The 17,348-nt window shown below is 40.5% G+C and carries 14 protein-coding genes; all 14 read right to left on the reverse strand.

The features are described from left to right. Positions 1-30: 30 nt before the first annotated feature. On the reverse strand, positions 31-1,131 hold the full coding sequence (spoVE, locus tag ACIQCO_RS02495) for a stage V sporulation protein E (RefSeq protein WP_400425522.1): 1,101 nt from the start codon (positions 1,129-1,131) through the stop codon (positions 31-33). A 72-nt stretch (positions 1,132-1,203) separates the two neighbouring features. Beyond that, a complete protein-coding gene (murD, locus tag ACIQCO_RS02500; protein ID WP_400425525.1) occupies positions 1,204-2,556 on the reverse strand; it encodes a UDP-N-acetylmuramoyl-L-alanine--D-glutamate ligase in 1,353 nt (450 codons plus the stop codon). Further along, complete coding sequence (gene mraY, locus ACIQCO_RS02505) at positions 2,557-3,534, reverse strand: phospho-N-acetylmuramoyl-pentapeptide-transferase (RefSeq protein ID WP_400425528.1); 978 nt, start codon at positions 3,532-3,534, stop codon at positions 2,557-2,559. A gap of 1 nt (position 3,535) precedes the next feature. Continuing rightward, positions 3,536-3,985 (reverse strand): hypothetical protein, encoded by a 450-nt coding sequence (locus ACIQCO_RS02510; protein ID WP_400425530.1) that lies wholly within the window; start codon positions 3,983-3,985, stop codon positions 3,536-3,538. A gap of 2 nt (positions 3,986-3,987) precedes the next feature. Next, entirely contained in the window at positions 3,988-5,448 is a 1,461-nt protein-coding gene (locus ACIQCO_RS02515) for a UDP-N-acetylmuramoyl-L-alanyl-D-glutamate--2,6-diaminopimelate ligase (RefSeq protein WP_400425533.1), read from the reverse strand. 193 nt (positions 5,449-5,641) lie between these two features. Further along, entirely contained in the window at positions 5,642-7,561 is a 1,920-nt protein-coding gene (locus ACIQCO_RS02520) for a stage V sporulation protein D (RefSeq protein ID WP_400425536.1), read from the reverse strand. Between the two features lie 908 nt (positions 7,562-8,469). Further along, positions 8,470-10,713, reverse strand: coding sequence for a penicillin-binding protein (locus ACIQCO_RS02525; RefSeq protein WP_400425539.1), 2,244 nt, complete (start codon positions 10,711-10,713; stop codon positions 8,470-8,472). Then, a complete protein-coding gene (ftsL, locus tag ACIQCO_RS02530; RefSeq protein ID WP_400425542.1) occupies positions 10,710-11,069 on the reverse strand; it encodes a cell division protein FtsL in 360 nt (119 codons plus the stop codon). The genes ACIQCO_RS02525 and ftsL overlap by 4 nt, the downstream gene beginning before the upstream one ends. Positions 11,070-11,093: 24 nt before the next feature. Continuing rightward, positions 11,094-12,026, reverse strand: a complete 933-nt coding sequence (gene rsmH / locus ACIQCO_RS02535) for a 16S rRNA (cytosine(1402)-N(4))-methyltransferase RsmH (protein WP_400425545.1) — start codon at positions 12,024-12,026, stop codon at positions 11,094-11,096. 64 nt (positions 12,027-12,090) lie between these two features. Further along, positions 12,091-12,522 (reverse strand): division/cell wall cluster transcriptional repressor MraZ, encoded by a 432-nt coding sequence (gene mraZ / locus ACIQCO_RS02540; protein WP_400425918.1) that lies wholly within the window; start codon positions 12,520-12,522, stop codon positions 12,091-12,093. A gap of 135 nt (positions 12,523-12,657) precedes the next feature. Beyond that, positions 12,658-14,292, reverse strand: a complete 1,635-nt coding sequence (gene bshC, locus ACIQCO_RS02545; RefSeq protein ID WP_400425548.1) for a bacillithiol biosynthesis cysteine-adding enzyme BshC — start codon at positions 14,290-14,292, stop codon at positions 12,658-12,660. Between the two features lie 80 nt (positions 14,293-14,372). Further along, complete coding sequence (locus ACIQCO_RS02550) at positions 14,373-14,765, reverse strand: DUF3397 domain-containing protein (protein WP_400425920.1); 393 nt, start codon at positions 14,763-14,765, stop codon at positions 14,373-14,375. Next, positions 14,765-15,667, reverse strand: coding sequence for a 2-dehydropantoate 2-reductase (locus ACIQCO_RS02555; protein ID WP_400425550.1), 903 nt, complete (start codon positions 15,665-15,667; stop codon positions 14,765-14,767). Before ACIQCO_RS02555 ends, ACIQCO_RS02550 begins: the two co-directional genes overlap by 1 nt. A 117-nt stretch (positions 15,668-15,784) precedes the next feature. Then, on the reverse strand, positions 15,785-17,326 hold the full coding sequence (locus tag ACIQCO_RS02560; protein ID WP_400425553.1) for an acyl-CoA carboxylase subunit beta: 1,542 nt from the start codon (positions 17,324-17,326) through the stop codon (positions 15,785-15,787). Positions 17,327-17,348: the final 22 nt, after the last annotated feature.

Below are 17,348 nucleotides of genomic sequence, written 5' to 3' on the forward strand. Positions count from 1 at the left end.
AGAACCCTGCCAGAGAACAGGGTATCATTTTTAATATCTTGAATACCGGCTAATATTAAGGAGGACACCGATAGCCATTAGCATTAAGGTCAATGATGAACCCCCATAGCTTAAAAATGGCAGTGTTATGCCGGTTACCGGCATTAGCCCTGTTACGACACCGATATTAATCATAACCTGAATGGCCACCATGGCGATAATTCCAACCGCAAGAAAGCTTCCATACAAATCTGGAGCGCCAAGAGCAATCCGGATACCGCGCCACAATAATAGCGCAAATAAGAGTAAAATGAACGAACCACCAATAAATCCTAATTCTTCAGACAGAATCGCGAAGATAAAATCTGTTTGTGGTTCTGGCAGATAAAAAAACTTTTGTCTGCTTTGACCAAGGCCTAGTCCAAATAATCCGCCAGGGCCGATGGCGTAAAGCGATTGAATGATTTGAAATCCGCTCACGAGTGGGTCTGACCAAGGATCTAAAAATGAGGTAATCCGCTTAATTCGATATGGAGCGGAAGCTATTAAGCCGATAAAGCCAGCAACACCCAGAAGCCCTAAGAAAGCAAAATGACTAATCCGTGCGCCTGCGATGAAAATCATGACCACACATGTACCCATCATAACGGTTCCTGTGCCTAAATCCGGCTGAAGCATGATCATAGCAAAGGCTAAAAATGCAAGCCCTAAAGAAGGGATGAGACCTTTTTTAAACGAGGTAATCAGCTTTTGCCGTTCAGAGAGAAATTTTGCCAAAAAGGCAATCATCGCCAGCTTCATAAATTCTGAAGGCTGAATCGAAAAGGCTCCAACCCCAATCCAGCTCCTTGATCCATTCCTCTCATTTCCTATTCCAGGAATTAAGACGAGGATTAACAGCACAAAACAAACAATAATGATTGTTTTTGACCAGCTTCTCCATGTCCAGTAGTTAATATTCATAATAAAAAACATGGCAGCAATTCCGACCCCGGCAAACAGGGTCTGCCTTTTTGCAAAGAAAAAGGAATCATGAAATTTATATTCAGCCCAAATTGCACTTGCACTGTAAACCATGATTAACCCTATCGCGAGCAGCGTGAAGGTTACGATCATTAAAATAAAATCAGGAGTAGTTCTCTTTGTCGGCACACTATCCACCTCAACTGCGAGTATTGGGGGCTTAGCAGGACCACAGATGTGGATACTAGGTGAGACAAGCCCTTACTTAAGCTTATGCACCGCTTCTATAAAAATGTCTCCCCTGACTTCAAAAGTTTTATATTGATCCCAGCTTGCACAGGCAGGAGATAACAAAACGATGTCCCCTGGTTCAGAGTGACGATAAGCCTCGGGCACCGCCTTGTCAACATTATCGACACGCTTGATTGTTTTTATTCCAGCCTTGCTTCCAATCCGCTCAATCTTTGGAGCCGTCTCCCCAAATGTAATCAAGGCTTTAACATTTTTTAAATAAGGAAGCAGTTCATCAAATTCATTGCCGCGGTCAAGGCCGCCTGCGAGTAAAATAATTGGCGCCTCAAAAGCGGCAAGAGCATTGATGGCTGCTAAAATATTAGTGGCCTTTGAGTCGTTATAAAATTTTCTGCCATTCACTGCAGTAACATATTGCAAACGATGTTTAACACCCGTAAAGGTTTGCAGCACTTCTTGAATCGCACTATTTTCTACACCGGAAAGCTTGGCTGCTGCCATTGCGGATAAAATGTTTTCGAGATTATGTACGCCCGGCAAAGCTATTTTTTCAATCTCCATTATTTGCTCATCATTAAAACAAATCCAGCCATTGCTAATGAACGCACCTTCAGACAGCTGTTTCTTTGTAGAAAAGGGAATTATCTTCGCTTTAGAATGGCGGGCAATTTCAAGTGTTTCTTCCTGATCGGCATTTATGATTAAATATTCTAGTTCCGTTTGCGTTTTCGTAATATTCGCCTTTGCCGCCATGTATTCTCTTCTAGTTCCATGGTAATCCAAATGTGCATCATAAAGGTTTGTGATAATGGCAATTCTAGGTTTAAAGGTGTCAATTCCCATTAGCTGAAACGACGATAATTCAATCACAATCGTATTTTCCTTCGCCGCCTTTTGCGCTACACCTGATGCCACTGTTCCAATGTTTCCAGCAATTAACGGCTGTTTGCTTCCTTGGTTCAACATTTCAAAAATGAGTGTTGTCGTTGTTGTTTTTCCATTTGTCCCTGTAATTGCGATGAAAGGTGCTTCTGAAATTTGATACGCAAGCTCTACTTCCGTAATAACAGGAATTCCCTTTTCAATGGCACCGGCAATCATTGGGTTATTATAAGGAATCCCGGGATTTTTTACAATCAGCTCAAAGCCCTCATCCAATAGCTCAATCGGATGATCTCCACAAATCACTTTAATTCCTTGCTCTAATAATCCCTGTGCCTCAGGATTTTCCGAGAAAGGTTTTTTATCATTAACGGTAACAAATGCCCCAAGCTTATGTAAAAGAGCAGCAGCGGTTACCCCGCTTTTTGCCAGCCCAAGAACAAGGATTTTCTTATGACGATACACATCAATCTGCTTCACTTACAACCACACCTCAATATAGATTCCTAGTACTGCCAAGATGATTCCTACGCTCCAGAAGGTAACAACAACTCGCCATTCAGACCAGCCGACCAATTCGTAGTGATGATGCAAAGGACTCATTCGGAAAATTCGCTTACCCGTCGTCTTAAAAGATGCGACCTGGAGGATAACCGATAACGTTTCGATAACAAATACTCCGCCAATAATAATTAGCAAAAGTTCAAGTTTGGTTAGTATCGCGATACCTGCGATGGCACCGCCAAGGGCAAGTGACCCTGTATCACCCATGAACACCTTAGCAGGATGGGCGTTAAATACCAAGAAACCCAAGACTGCCCCAACAACAGCAACCGAGAAAATAGCAATTTCAAAGTTGTTTTGATTCCAAGCTAGTACAGCAAATGCACCGAATGCGATGGCTGAGGTGCCTGACACCAGGCCATCAAGACCATCTGTCAGATTGACTGCATTTGAAAAACCAACCAGCCAGAAAATGATTAAAAATACATAGGACCAGCCAAGATCAAATGAGTAATCACCAAACGGAAGTTTGATTTCGGTTGATTGTCCGGTATGTTTATAGATTAGATAAAAAATAACTGAGATTATAATTTGACCTAAAAGCTTTTGCCTTGATGTTAACCCTAAATTTCGTTTTAAGACTACTTTGATAAAATCATCCAAGAAACCAAGCAAACCAAAACCAAAAGTAACAAACAGCAGTAAAAACACGGTAACTGGTATTTGGTCTGAATATTTTCCAATCATGACAAGTGTCGTAATAATGATTGAAAATAAAATCATTACCCCGCCCATTGTTGGGGTTCCAGATTTTTTTTGATGTGATTTAGGTCCTTCTTCGCGAATGCTTTGTCCAAATTTCAATCTTCTTAAGAAGGGAATAAAAATCGGAGAAAGTAAGACCGATATAAGAAAGCCCATAATAATTGTGAAAAAAATAACTTGTTCCTTCATTTTATCCCCTCCTCTCCTTATCAAGCACTATTTTATTTGTTAGTTTTTCTAATATCACAGCTATATCATATGTTTGTTTATTTTTATTAAGAAGTTTTTTATTTGAAAATTTAAAGTTAGTTATCTCCATAGTACTGTTCGTTTCTCCATCTAATTTTTCATTATATATTTTTATTAGCTCTTTTATTGCTTCCGCTGAATCATTGGTAAAAAAAACGGGAAAATGGTTTGGTGTATATTGCGGCAGCTTTTCTTCATCATCCCAAACGGCTGCGATGGCTCCATTGGCAATAGCTTCTGAAAGGTCCCCTGATTCTTCGTTTACTCGGACAAATAAACCCTTGGGCTGCGAAAAACTTGCTTTGTCTGTAACCGTATAAAACGAAAAGTCGTCGTTAATTCCTCGTTGGCCATGGAACAAGACTGCCATGTCTTTACTAGCTAAATACATCCCTATCTCACCTCGATTGCTTCCCTAGCCACCAGCCGATCATCAAAGTCTTGAACAACATTTCCAATTATTTGATAGGTTTCATGACCTTTTCCAGCAATTAAAATTACGTCTCCCGCTGATGCCTGACTGACAGCCGTTTTGATTGCCTCTTTACGGTCAGGAATGACTTGGTAGGCTTCACCTTCTACTCCTGCCTCCATATCCTTAAGGATTGCCAGCGGCTCTTCACTTCTTGGGTTATCCGAGGTGAAAATTGGATCTGTTGAAAGCCCACAGGCAATCTGCGCCATCAAAGGCCGTTTCGTTTTATCTCTGTCGCCGCCGCAGCCTACGATTACGAAAATCCTTTTCTTCGCAAAATGCTGAATTGTGTTTAACACATTTTCCAGGCTATCTGGTGTATGGGCATAATCAACAATTACCGTATATTCTTGGCCGGCGTTCACAAGCTCAAACCTTCCAGCTACCCCTTCCATACTCTCAATGGAGGCGATAATGTCATCGATTCCAATCCCGGATACTAATGCGGCAGCAAAACTGGCTAAAACATTATAAACACTGAATTTCCCAAGAAACTGTATGTTGATTGGATAGCTGGCATCTTCAATCAAAATTTCAAAATTAGTCCCTTTAGGAGTCATTTGAATATTTTTTGCTTGAATATCCGCTTTTTCATCAATTCCATATGTAATAACATTTGCCGCCGTTGACCTTGTTAACATATCTGAAGCAGGGTCATCAGCATTTAAGATAGCATATTTAGGTTTAGCATTATCAAAGGTATTGCCAAGTTGGGCAAATAATAAGCTCTTGGCCCGCTGATATTCTGCCATTGTTTTATGGTAATCAAGATGATCCTGCGTTAGGTTGGTAAATACCGCCACATCATAATCACATCTATGGACTCTGCCTTGGTCGAGAGCGTGCGAGGAAACCTCCATGACTGCTAAACTGACGCCCGCATTCACCATTTGCCGAAACGTCTTTTGCAGTGTCAGGCTCTCTGGTGTTGTGTTTTTGGTCTCCAATGTCTTGTCAGCAATTTTCGTATACATCGTGCCAATCAGGCCTGTTTTTTCTCCTGCATCAGCAAATATTTTTTCAATTAAATGACTGGTAGTTGTTTTTCCATTGGTACCGGTGATGCCGATTAACTGCAATTTTCTCGTTGGCTGCTCGTAAAAGGTATCCGCGAGCACTGCCATTGCTCTTGTTGTATCCTTAACAACAACAACGGGCACTCCTAAAGATAATGGGCGCTCTGCAAGTATCGCGGCAGCCCCTTTTTCAACAGCAGATTCCGCAAAATCGTGGCCGTCCACTGTGTACCCTTTAATACAAATAAATAAGCTCCCTTTTTGTACCTTCCGGTTATCGTTTTCAATCGATGTAATAACTGGGTTTTCGCCCTTAAAAGGGACGATTGGATGCAAAGACTTTAGCAGCTCTTGCAGCTTCATTTTAACTCAAATCCTCTCATGACCTTACATTCATTCTTGCTAAGTATTACCTAAAAGAACTTCTTGCAAAAGTTCCATCTTATTTTACATTAAATCTTTTTATTTTGCTATTTAGTTATGCAGGATAAATAAAAAAATCGGCGGCGGAATCGAATCCTGCCGCCCTCTCAATGCCATTCCATCCAATTTTAGGTTAATCGCCTTTACCGAAATAAAGCCAAATCTTAGAACCTTCTTTTACTTTAGTACCAGCTTCAGGCGATTGCCGCACAACAATATCCCCTTCGCCGCTGGCATCAATTCTTAGATTAATAATTTGTTCTTGGAGCTCATCTTTCGATAATCCTTGGAAATCAGGCAGCTTTATTAAAGGAGTATCCGGCCATTTTATTTTCTTTTCAATTTGCTCTTTTCTCGGTTCTATCCCCATCGCAGTTAGACTATCTTTCATAATATTTCCAACGATTGGCGCACTAATCGTCCCCCCGAAGGCAGTAACTCCCTTAGGATTGTCAACGGCTACATAGACAACAATTTGCGGGTCATCGGCAGGGGCAAATCCAATAAAAGAAACGATGAAGTTATTTTCTAAATATCGCCCGCCCTGTGCTTTTTGTGCTGTTCCTGTCTTTCCGCCCACCCGGTAGCCGTCAACAAACGCCCTTCCACCTGTTCCTTGGGCAACAACACTTTCGAGGGCATGTCTGATTTCTTTGGACGTTTCCTCCGTAATGACTCTTCTTTTTTCAATGGGAGAATTTCGCATAACAACTTCTTTTGTCAGCGGATCGATTAATTCTTTGGCAATAAACGGTTTGTATAATATTCCGCCATTTACGGCTGCAGCTACTGCCGTTACTTGCTGAATCGGCGTGACAGAAACACCTTGTCCAAACGCTGTGGTTGCTTGTTCAACAGGACCAACCCGGTTTAAATTAAATAAAATCCCGGTTCCTTCCCCTTGCAAATCAATTCCAGTCTTCTGTCCAAATCCAAAATCCTTAATATATTTAAATAGCTTGTCTTTTCCTAAACGCTCACCTAATTCAACGAACCCCGGGTTACAGGAGTTTTGGACTACTTCCAAAAAGGTTTGACTGCCATGACCGCCCCTTTTCCAGCATTTTAACCTTGCTCCGGCTATCTGAACGGAACCAGAGTCATGAAAATGCTCCTTTTCTAGGTCCACTTTTCCTTCATTAAGCGCGGCCGCAAGGGTAATGATTTTAAAGGTCGACCCTGGCTCATAGGTGGACCAGACAGGCAGGTTTCGATTATAAACCTCTTGGGGAACATTGCGAAAATTGGCTGGATCAAATGTCGGTCTGCTTGACATCCCTAATATTTCACCGTTGTTTGGGTTCATTGCAATTGCGACAATTCCATCTGGATTATATTTTGCCTGGGCTATGTCCAGTTCTCTTTCAATAACGGTCTGAATCTTGGAATCAATCGTCAGTTTTAAATTAAGGCCGTTAATTGGATGTTCATAATCGTCAGCCATATCATTCATTCTTTCACCTTTTGCATTGGCGTAAAATTTAACAGCCCCGCGTTCACCACTTAACTCTTTATCATAGTACTTCTCGAGTCCCATTAAACCTTGGTTGTCGACACCTGCAAATCCAAGGACATGAGAAAGATAACTCCCCATTGGATAATGCCGCTTGGAGTCTTCACCAATATAGACCCCTTCAAGACCTAGTGCTCTGATTTCTTTTGCTTTTTCATGAGAAATTTTTCTACCTTCCTTTATCCGGACCGATGATGCTTTTTTCGTTATTTCTCGATATGCTTTGTCTTTTGGCATATTTAACACATCTGCCAGCTTCTCAGCAGTGGCTGCCGGGTCTTTTACCTGCCTTGGAATAACATAAACAGTCGGAGCACTAACATTGGTTGCCAATGCTACACCGTTACGGTCGACAATTTCGCCGCGCTCAGGTTCAAAGGGGATGTTCCGGCTCCAAGAACCCTTGGCCCGATCCGTTAACATATCACCAAGGACAAATTGTACATAGCCAAGCCGGACATCAATAACCAAGAAGGTTAAAATACCAATGAATAGTGCAATCATTAGCCGTTTACGGACAGTTACATTAGATACACGCATAGAATGAATGATCCTCCTCTTTCCAGCATTAACAAAACATTATCGTTCATTTATATGCTTGTACTTTTTTAATTAGAACGGAGCCTCAAGGTCAAAGACCTGCAAAAATCCCGCCTTATTAGTGGGATCTCAGATTGTCGAGAAAGGGTATTTTTCTCTGCAATTTTCTGTTTTGTCAGAATCTAAATACCAATTTTATTGATTGTTCCTGCAATGGGGCCTGTTGATTTCCGCTCCTGGCACTCGCTTTCCGCGGGGAGGTCCTGAAGCCTCCTCGGCGCCTTTGGCGCCTGCGGGGTCTCCAGTGACCTCTATATCCCGCAGGAGTCGAGTGCCCTCCGCTCCAATCAACAGGGAGGCAATCAACTTAAAGTATTCGAACACACCTTTTATAACCTTGCTAAGTGTTTTGAATATTTAAAAGAAAGGAATCAGATGGGCGCCCATTATCCTCACTATAAAATGGAGGACCTTTTTCTAAAATTTTGTTGCTATTTAGGATTCGCCGATAAAATCGTAGATTCGCCGATAAACTAAAAAAAAACGCCGATAAATTAGTTTAACTTGCAAATATGTATAATTTTACACCAAAGTAGTGCCTTTTTTTCGGGAAAAACACGATTTATAACAATATTCTTTACTAAAACGACCTATTTTTATAATTTTTTGGTTGAGTCGAAAGTCTTTATTAATACGCACTGTTGATTGAAGCGGAAGGCGGCGAAGACTCCTGCGGGAGTACGGGGCAGGTGAGACCCCGCAGGCGCTAGCGCCGAGGAGGCTCACCGGCACACCCGCGGAAAGCGAAGCCGCCTGGAGCGGAAATCAACAGACAAGTTTCAAAGAACGATGAACGAAAAAAGGGGGTGCCCCAAAAAGTTATACTTTTGGGACACCCCTATCTACGGTTAATCTTGGACCTTATCTTCTGAGTTTTCCTCTGTCTTTCCTTGTTCATCTTTGGTTGCTTTTTTTGCTTCGTCCCACAGTTCTTCAGGAGTTTTTAAATCCACAATCAGGATATCCCCGTTGCGTAAAACTGCTTTTGGTTTTAGATTTTGCTGGACAACATAGCCTTTCCCTTTGGAATTGAGCTTAAGCCCGGCGAGATTAGCTATTTTCATCACATCACGGAGTGACCATCCTGTCATATCAGGTGCTATTAAATCACCATCGGTTTGAATGATGACCTTTTCACCCTCTAAAACAGCTGTCCCAGCCTCTGGAAGCTGCCCGGTTATTTTTGTGCCGCTGCCAAGCACAACGGTATCATAGCCGCTTGCATTAAGACTTTTGACCGTATCATCCACTGACTGCCCCTTTAGTTTTGGTAATTTATTAACGGCTGCTTTTACTACTGTGGATGGCTGGATATTTAAATAATGGAGGCTGTTTTGCATAACGGGATTAAAAATCGCCGAAACAGGAATCGCTCCTTGACCCGTTTCCTCCCCTTTCAGCTGTGGTTCTTGAACCGCAACATAAACAATTAACTTAGGGTTATCCTTCGGGGCCATTCCTAAAAAGGAAAACATATAACTATTCGGACCTTGTAAGTATCTTCCACCTGGTCCAGGAATATTAGCAGTCCCCGTTTTACCTGCTACACTATAACCATCAATTTTATAACGGCCGCCTGTGCCTTTAGGAGACGTCACAACCGTTTCAAGAATATCCCGAACCTTGCGGGCAGTTGCAGCAGAAATAGGTGTCGCAACGATTTCCGGTGTTACTTCCTTAATTGTTTTACCAGTATCATGATTAACAATTTTTTCGACTACATGCGGCTTTAACATTTTTCCATCATTCGCAATCGCTGTTGCCGCTTGGATTTGCTGAATCGCCGTAATGGCCGTCCCCTGTCCATAGGCAGTGGTGATTTTTTCAATCGGATAGGTGTATTGAATTTTTCCTGATGTCTCTTCTGGAAGTTCAATCCCTGTCGGTTTATCAAAGCCGAATTTGGATAAATACTCTCTAAATTTATCAAATCCTAACTTTTCTTTCGCAATTTTGGCAAATGCGACATTGGAAGAACGCTGAACACCTTCGAGATAGGTGATTGGTCCCCAGCCTGAACCATTATGGTCATGAATGGCTTGGTCTTTTGGTGTCACCCGATAGGAACCGGATGGATACTTTTCATTTGGATCAAACTTGTTTTCCTGGATGGCAGCTGCAAGCGTGAAGATTTTCATTGTTGACCCTGGTTCAAACGAGGTTTCAATCGCTTCATTATGCCAGCTTTTATCAATACCTTCTTTTGTCTTCGGATGAAACGTCGGCCGCTGTCCCATCGCTAATATTTGCCCTGTTTTCGGATCCGCCACAATCGCAATAATTTTTTTCGGTTTATATTGCTTTACCGCTTGATCCATGGCATCTTCCAAAAAGGTTTGAATCTTCTTATCGAGTGTTAAATAAATATCATTTCCATTTTGGGCAGGAGTAATCTTTTCTTCTCCATCTGGAAGTAAAAAGCCCCACAAATCACTCTCATAATTGATTTTGCCATTTTTCCCTGTTAGTTCATCATCCATCTGTTTTTCGATTCCCATGCTTACTATTTTATTTGTACCATCTTCCTGCACTATACTTTCTTTATACCCCACTAAATGGGAAGCAAAAATTCCATTTGGATAGAAACGTTTTGAATCTCGGATAAACGTGATCCCGGGAATCCCTAAGGCTTCAATTTTTTTCTTTGTTTGATGACTGATATCCTTCCCCGCTTTTCCAAACTCAACCTGGAATCTCTTTTTTTTAATCCCTTCTGATAAAACTCTATAAATCTCCGATTCATCCATATCAATGATTTGTGAGAGTTGTTTCGATGTCTTGCTTGGATCTTTCACGTGTTTTGGTTTTTTGGAATTCGTCGTCATTTTCTTATCGAGAATGGCAATTAGGGTATAAGCGGCCGCGTCCTCTGCGACAACCTCACCATTTCTGTCAAGGATGTCCCCCCTGGCAGCTTGAATAATTCCTTCCTTGCTGTATTTCTGCTGCGCTTTAGCAGTAAGCGGTTGGCCGCCCACTTCTCCAGTGATTTGAATCGAGTAGAATCTGTAGAGTAATACAAAAAAGAGCAGGCCGAATATTACAAACAATATCGCTGCTCCTGCATTCATATATGGCTGTTTCTTGTTCATTTTTCCTGCACGACCTTAACATTATCATTATTTAGCTCTAGACCCATTTTTTTAGCCTTATCGCGGATCCGTTCATATGTGCTCATTTCGCGTACCTGAACCTGCAAATCACTGTTTACCTTCTGCTGTTCATTTACCTGTGCTTCGATCGTTTGTATTTCAGTGTTAATTTTGTAAATATTCGCTTGATTTGAAATAAGCTGGACGGAGCCAAAACAAACCAAACCGGCAAATGCGATCCCAATAATTTTTTCTCCTGGAGTGAGCCAGGATTTTTTAATCTTTATTTGACTCTGTTTTTCGACTTTTTGTTCGACTTGCTGCTGTCGTTCTAAATTCCTGGCAAGATTACTCAAACTTTTCCCCTCCGGATATTTTATTTATAGTTTTTCTGCAATCCTCAGTTTAGCAGACCGCGCACGATTATTTGCTTCTAACTCTTCTTCTGAGGGTAAAATTGGTTTTCGCGATATAAGCTTTAAAAGCGGTTTATACTCATCTGGAATCGTTGGTAAACCACGAAGCAAATTAGGGGTTTCACTCGCCTTTTTAAAAGCAGCCTTACAAATCCTATCCTCAAGAGAATGAAAAGTAATGACACTTATTCTACCCTCATGGTTTAACATATCAATCGCTTGATTTAGAGACTTTTCAAACACAGCTAATTCATCATTCACTGCAATTCTGACCGCTTGAAAAATTCGTTTGGCAGGATGTCCGCCCTTTCTCCTCGCAGGTGCAGGGATTGCATCCTTAATAATTTCAACTAATTCAGCTGTTGTTTGAATCGGTTTTTTCTCTCTGGCAGCTTCTATCTTGCGGGTAATTTGCTTAGAGAACTTCTCCTCGCCATAGCGGAAAAAGATTCGTACTAAATCCTCATATGACCAATGATTAATGACATCATAAGCAGAAATCTCTGCTTCATTGTCCATTCTCATATCGAGTGGTGCATCGTGATGGTAGCTAAAGCCTCTTTCCGGTGTATCCAATTGCGGTGAGGACACGCCTAAGTCATATAGAACACCATCTACTTTTTCAATCCCGCGATTCGCAAGTTCTTCTTGTAAATATAGGAAATTGCTTTTAATAATAATTAAACGATCTCCGTATTCGGATAATCTCTCTTTAGCATGGGCTATAGCTGTTTCGTCCTGGTCAAATGCAAACAATTTTCCGTCCGTACCAAGCTTTGAAAGGATGAGAGCACTATGTCCGGCTCCTCCCAGCGTACAATCAACGTAAATACCATCTGACTTAATATTTAATCCGTCAACAGCTTCCTTTAATAAAACAGTTGTATGTTCAAACATTTACGTACCTTCCTTTTCCAATCGAACGATCATAATGAGAAAATATATTAATATAACTTTCCCATTATATATCAAAGCCAATCATATTTTCTGCAATTTCCGTAAAAGATTCTTCCGACTGTGTAAAATAGTCTTCCCAAATCTGTTTACTCCAAATTTCAATTCGATTGGAAACACCCAAAATGACACATTCTTTATCCAATTTTGCATATTGCAATAGTGTTGCTGGGATATTTATTCTTCCTTGTTTATCAAGTTCACTCTCTGTTGCTCCAGAAAAGAAGAATCTAGTAAAAGCACGGGCATCTTTTTTTGTCAGCGGAAGGCCTTTTAACTTCTCTTCAATAAGCCCCCACTCTGAAACTGGGTAACCAAATAAACATTGATCCAATCCGCGTGTGATGATAAACATCTCGCCAAGCTCTTCGCGGAATTTGGAGGGCACGATAAGCCTGCCTTTATTATCAATGCTGTGATGGTATTCACCCATGAACATACCCATTACCCCCACTTTCTATTAAAAATGTACCACATTCCCCCACTTTCCACCACCTATTTTTAAACTATTCGCCTTCATTTCTTTAAAATCCTTTATAAAAATAAAAAAACTTCACTAGTTAAGTGAAGTTTTTTAAATGACGATTACCTTATGGCGGCCATCAAAATCAAAAGAAAGCGCCATTATATCATTAATAAAGTTAAGGCCATATTGATTTAAATAGTAAAAGATATTCCAAACTCTTTCTTGCGGAAAGCCATCTGGTCTTAATGCGAGATCGACCCTTGCAAATTTCCTTAATTGGGTATCGTGTTTCAGTTTAACGGCGCCTTCAAGCTTAGCTTCCATGAAACCGATTTCCTTTAACAGGTAATTTTCGTTCTTCTTTAATATCGGCAACAGCGCTTGGTTTAGCTCCTCTGTTTTGGCTTCAATCAGCTGATACTGCTTTAATAACAGGTCTTTTGTCCTTGAAAATAATTCTTCTATTTCTTTATCTTTGATTACATCTAAAAATTTTGCTCTTTCTCTTTCCGTTCCCCTGCTTAAAACATCCGCTAAGTTTAAATTCAGCTCCGAAATATCAGTTTCAACTGAACGATCTAGGAAGGTAATATTCAAACGCGGGACTATTGGCGGCATACTTATCTTAAAATGCTCAAAAACAAGTTTCAGCTCCGCCCAATATGAAATTTCCCCGGGGCCGGCAATAAAGGCGATGGTTGGAAAAAGCCATTCCTGCATTAGCGGCCTCGTCACCACATTATTGCTTAGCTTCTCTGGATTTTCAGCAGCCATCCCCACTAACTCATCCTTTGAATAGGAGATAGCACCATTTTTCCCCACAAAACAATCTATTTTGCGATCATATTCAAGTAAAATTCGCTCATTTCTTTTTTCGTCATAGTAGAACAGGTTAGCCGCTTGCTCGCCCGCATCAATTGTAATGGGGAAACCCTTTTTACCTATTTGCTTTTGCTGCTCTAACAATGAGTAGGTTATCGAATCATGATGAGTAATTTGCGCAGTTAAGAATTCCTTCTGTAACTGGCGGAATTCCTTGTTCCCGGAATCAACGATTAAAAGCCCATAATCCTTAAACAATTCCATGATAATATTAGCAAAAAAATCGACGAAGGTTGACGATTTTGCAAGCTGACCTTCAGCAAATGCTAATAAATCTTTCGTGTGTTCCGTCTCTCCAAAGTTTTCAATTAAATTTTTTACCCATGTATAACAAATGTCTTTGTTTAAATGAATATCTGATACCATTTTCTTTTGGTACACTTTTTCCGGATAAGTCCATTTGTTTGTTTTTTGCTCAACCGGCACAAACAGATGATTAACTTCTTGGAAATCATGATCTTCTCCTGCTATCCAAAAAACAGGAATAACGGGAATCCCAAGCTGACTTTCTTTTTGTTTTGCTAATTTAATGATTGAAATGACTTTATGTATCGAGTAAAGCGGTCCAGTAAGGATTCCAGCTTGCTGTCCGCCTATCACAACGACGCTATTACTTTGTTTTAATTTATCTATAGACCTCTCAACAGCTTCTGAAGATGGAAAACGCTTCATAAAAGTCTCAATATGGGCAGCAACCTCCATGCGGGGAAACGGTCTGTCAGCTAATTCAGCTATTCTTTTCATATCTTCGTTTCGATCATTAAACCGATAATGAAAAAAAGGCTGAATATCAGCAGATTGTTCCAAATAACTTGACGCAAACCGATTGGCTGCTGGTAAAGAGAGATTTGAAATCTCCATTCATGTACTTCCTTTCTGATCACCCAAATTCATTCTTTTACGAGTATACCACTACCCGCCCATTTTAAAAAAATTTTTGCTTAAGATACAAAAGTAAAGGTTATGGCACGATAAATCAAGCCATATAGGGTTAAGGAAATATAGGCAAGGAAAAAAATAATAAAATTAAAGCGCCAAAAACCCTTGACCACCTTTTTTAAGATAATTTCCTGCTTCACCTTCCAATGAACGACAACAAACATCATCGCAATTAAAATCATCAATAAAATGATTAGCCAGGATAACGATTTCCCCGATATGGTGACAATTAAAAAGTGAACAGAAATGATATATAAAATGGTTGTATAGTCTAACGCTTTATGGATTGATTTTCGCGTATTTTTTGTCATTAATTTTATCAGTAAATACACCAAAATAGACCCGATAAACGGCAGTGTAAAAACTACAGTTAATATAGAGGAGAAGATGGTCATCACGAAAGCCGCCCCCTCTTCGCTTCTTTTCCTTTAATCAAATAATAAAGGGTTTCTACTTGTGGTACTTTCTTTTCCTGTCTAACAGCTTCTTCTAATAAAAACCCCAATATGGCGTCTATTTCCGTCAATCTGTTTGCTTCAATATCTTTTAGCATCGAAGAGCGATTTTCGGCAGTGTTTTTACAAATAGTAATAATTTGTTGTAGATGCTCTTCCTGTTTTTCTAAATTCAAAATGAAAGAGATTTCACAAAAAAGATTTTTTAATACGTGATAATAAAACTGATTGTTTACCAATTCCCCATTTTGCACATGAAGGATGGCAGTCAAGGGATTAATAACCGCATTGATAATTAATTTATTTTCCAGCATCTTGTAGTAGTCTTCCCGGAATACAATTGGGAATTCCTCTGGAAGGGAGGCAGAAAATTCATGCAGCAATAAGCCATTTCCACTGAAAACCGCAGCGTTAGTTTTCCCTTCACCATTATGGTTTACTCGAAACGAATTTTCCTTTAATGCGCCATGTTCGACTGAACCTACAAAGATATTCTTAGCCCGAATGTTCTTAAGAAGCTTTAAATGGCCCATCCCATTCTGTAGAAATAATAGATTTTCAGGCATCACGGGTAAATGATTTATTTTTTCAATAATTGTTTGAAGCTGGTATTGCTTAACAGCAATAATTGTTAAAGCTTCTGTTCCCTGCCATTCGGTAATTGGTAACGCACTAACCATGGATATCGTTTGTTCTGATTCTTTTTGCAATAAGATTCCATTTTTATTTATCTGGGCTGCTTGCTCCTCTGTTCTTGTATAAATCGTTACCTCAAAAACTCTGCTAATATACGCAGCAAATAATAAACCCATTGACCCAGCCCCGATTATTCCAACCTTCATGGTAATCCCTCATTTGGTAGTCTTTCCTCCTATTTTATCAGATAATAGCGGTTTCTTGTGAATGAGATTAATGAAAAAAACCCCTTATCGTCAATTAAACGACAAGGGATTTTTGGGCTATACCGGATAAACCGGGTGTTTGCGAACACCAAAGGTTAATTCTTTCGTTTCATAGTAAGCAAAGCGCTGAATGAGCACATCTCTCAATTCAGCTGGTGCAACAATTTCGTCAACAATGAGGTCAGAAGCTAACTTATAAATATCGATATGTTCTTTATACTCTTTCTGCTTTGCTTGAACGAAGGCAATTCTTTCTTTAGGATCCTCAATTTCATTAATCTTGTTGGAATAGACAGCATTGACAGCCGCTTCAGGGCCCATAACGGCAATTTGTGCAGTTGGCAGCGCGATACAGCAATCAGGTTCAAACGCCGGGCCAGCCATCGCATAAAGACCGGCACCATAAGCCTTTCTTACAATGACTGAAATTTTAGGTACCGTCGCCGAGCTCATTGCCGCAATTAATTTTGCCCCATGTCGGATAATTCCGGCTCGCTCTACCTTTGTCCCAATCATAAAACCAGGTACATCGGCAAGGAATAATAATGGAATATGAAAGGCGTCGCAGAGCTGGATGAATTTTGCCGCTTTATCAGCTGAATCAACAAATAATACGCCGCCTTTTACTTTAGGTTGATTAGCAATGATACCAACAGCCCTTCCATCAATTCTAGCTAATCCGGTAATTAATTCCGGTGCAAACAATCTTTTCACTTCATAAAAACTACCATTGTCAACCAGTCTATCGATACATTCATACATATCAAATGGAGCGTTTTGGTTTTCAGGGATAATCGTTTCTAAATTGCGGCCTTCTTTCGCAGCCACACGATCAGTTATTTTTGTTCTTTCTTTAAAGCTGGCAGGAAAATAGCTGATATACTGTTTCGCCGATTCAATCGCTTCTTCCTCACTAAAGGCAAGGACATCACCGCAGCCGCTGACAGAACAGTGCATCCGGGCGCCGCCCATTTCCTCTAATGTAACCTTTTCACCAATGACCTTTTCAGCCATCCGTGGTGAGCCAAGATACATCGAGGCATTTTGGTCAACCATGATGACGATATCGCAAAACGCTGGAATGTATGCCCCTCCTGCCGCGGAAGGACCAAATAAAATACAAACCTGCGGAATCATCCCAGAAAGCTTTACCTGGTTATGAAATATTTTCCCGGCACCACGGCGGTTTGGAAACATCTCCAATTGGTCAGTAATTCTTGCTCCGGCTGAATCGACCAGATAGAATAAAGGAACCTGCAATTTTTCTGCTGTTTCCTGAATCCTGATTATCTTTTCAACTGTCCGAGCTCCCCAAGAACCAGCTTTGATGGTCGAGTCATTAGCCATGACACAGACTGTCTGGCCATTAATTTTACCAATGGCCGTTACGACACCATCTGCCGGCAGATCTCCCGCCTTAAAATTGGCAAATTTACCGTCTTCTTCGTATTTACCTTCATCAAACAATAAGGCAAGCCGATCACGAACAAAAAGTTTTTTTTGTTCCTTGGCTTTCTCATGATATTTTGGATGACCGCCAGTCTCAATTTTTTTTCGGTTTTCATTTAATTGCTCGGTTAATGTGTTTGTTGCTGCCATTAATGCTCCCCCTCGAAAAATG

Source organism: Neobacillus sp. NPDC093127, from assembly GCF_044754175.1.
Taxonomy (GTDB): domain Bacteria; phylum Bacillota; class Bacilli; order Bacillales; family Cytobacillaceae; genus Neobacillus.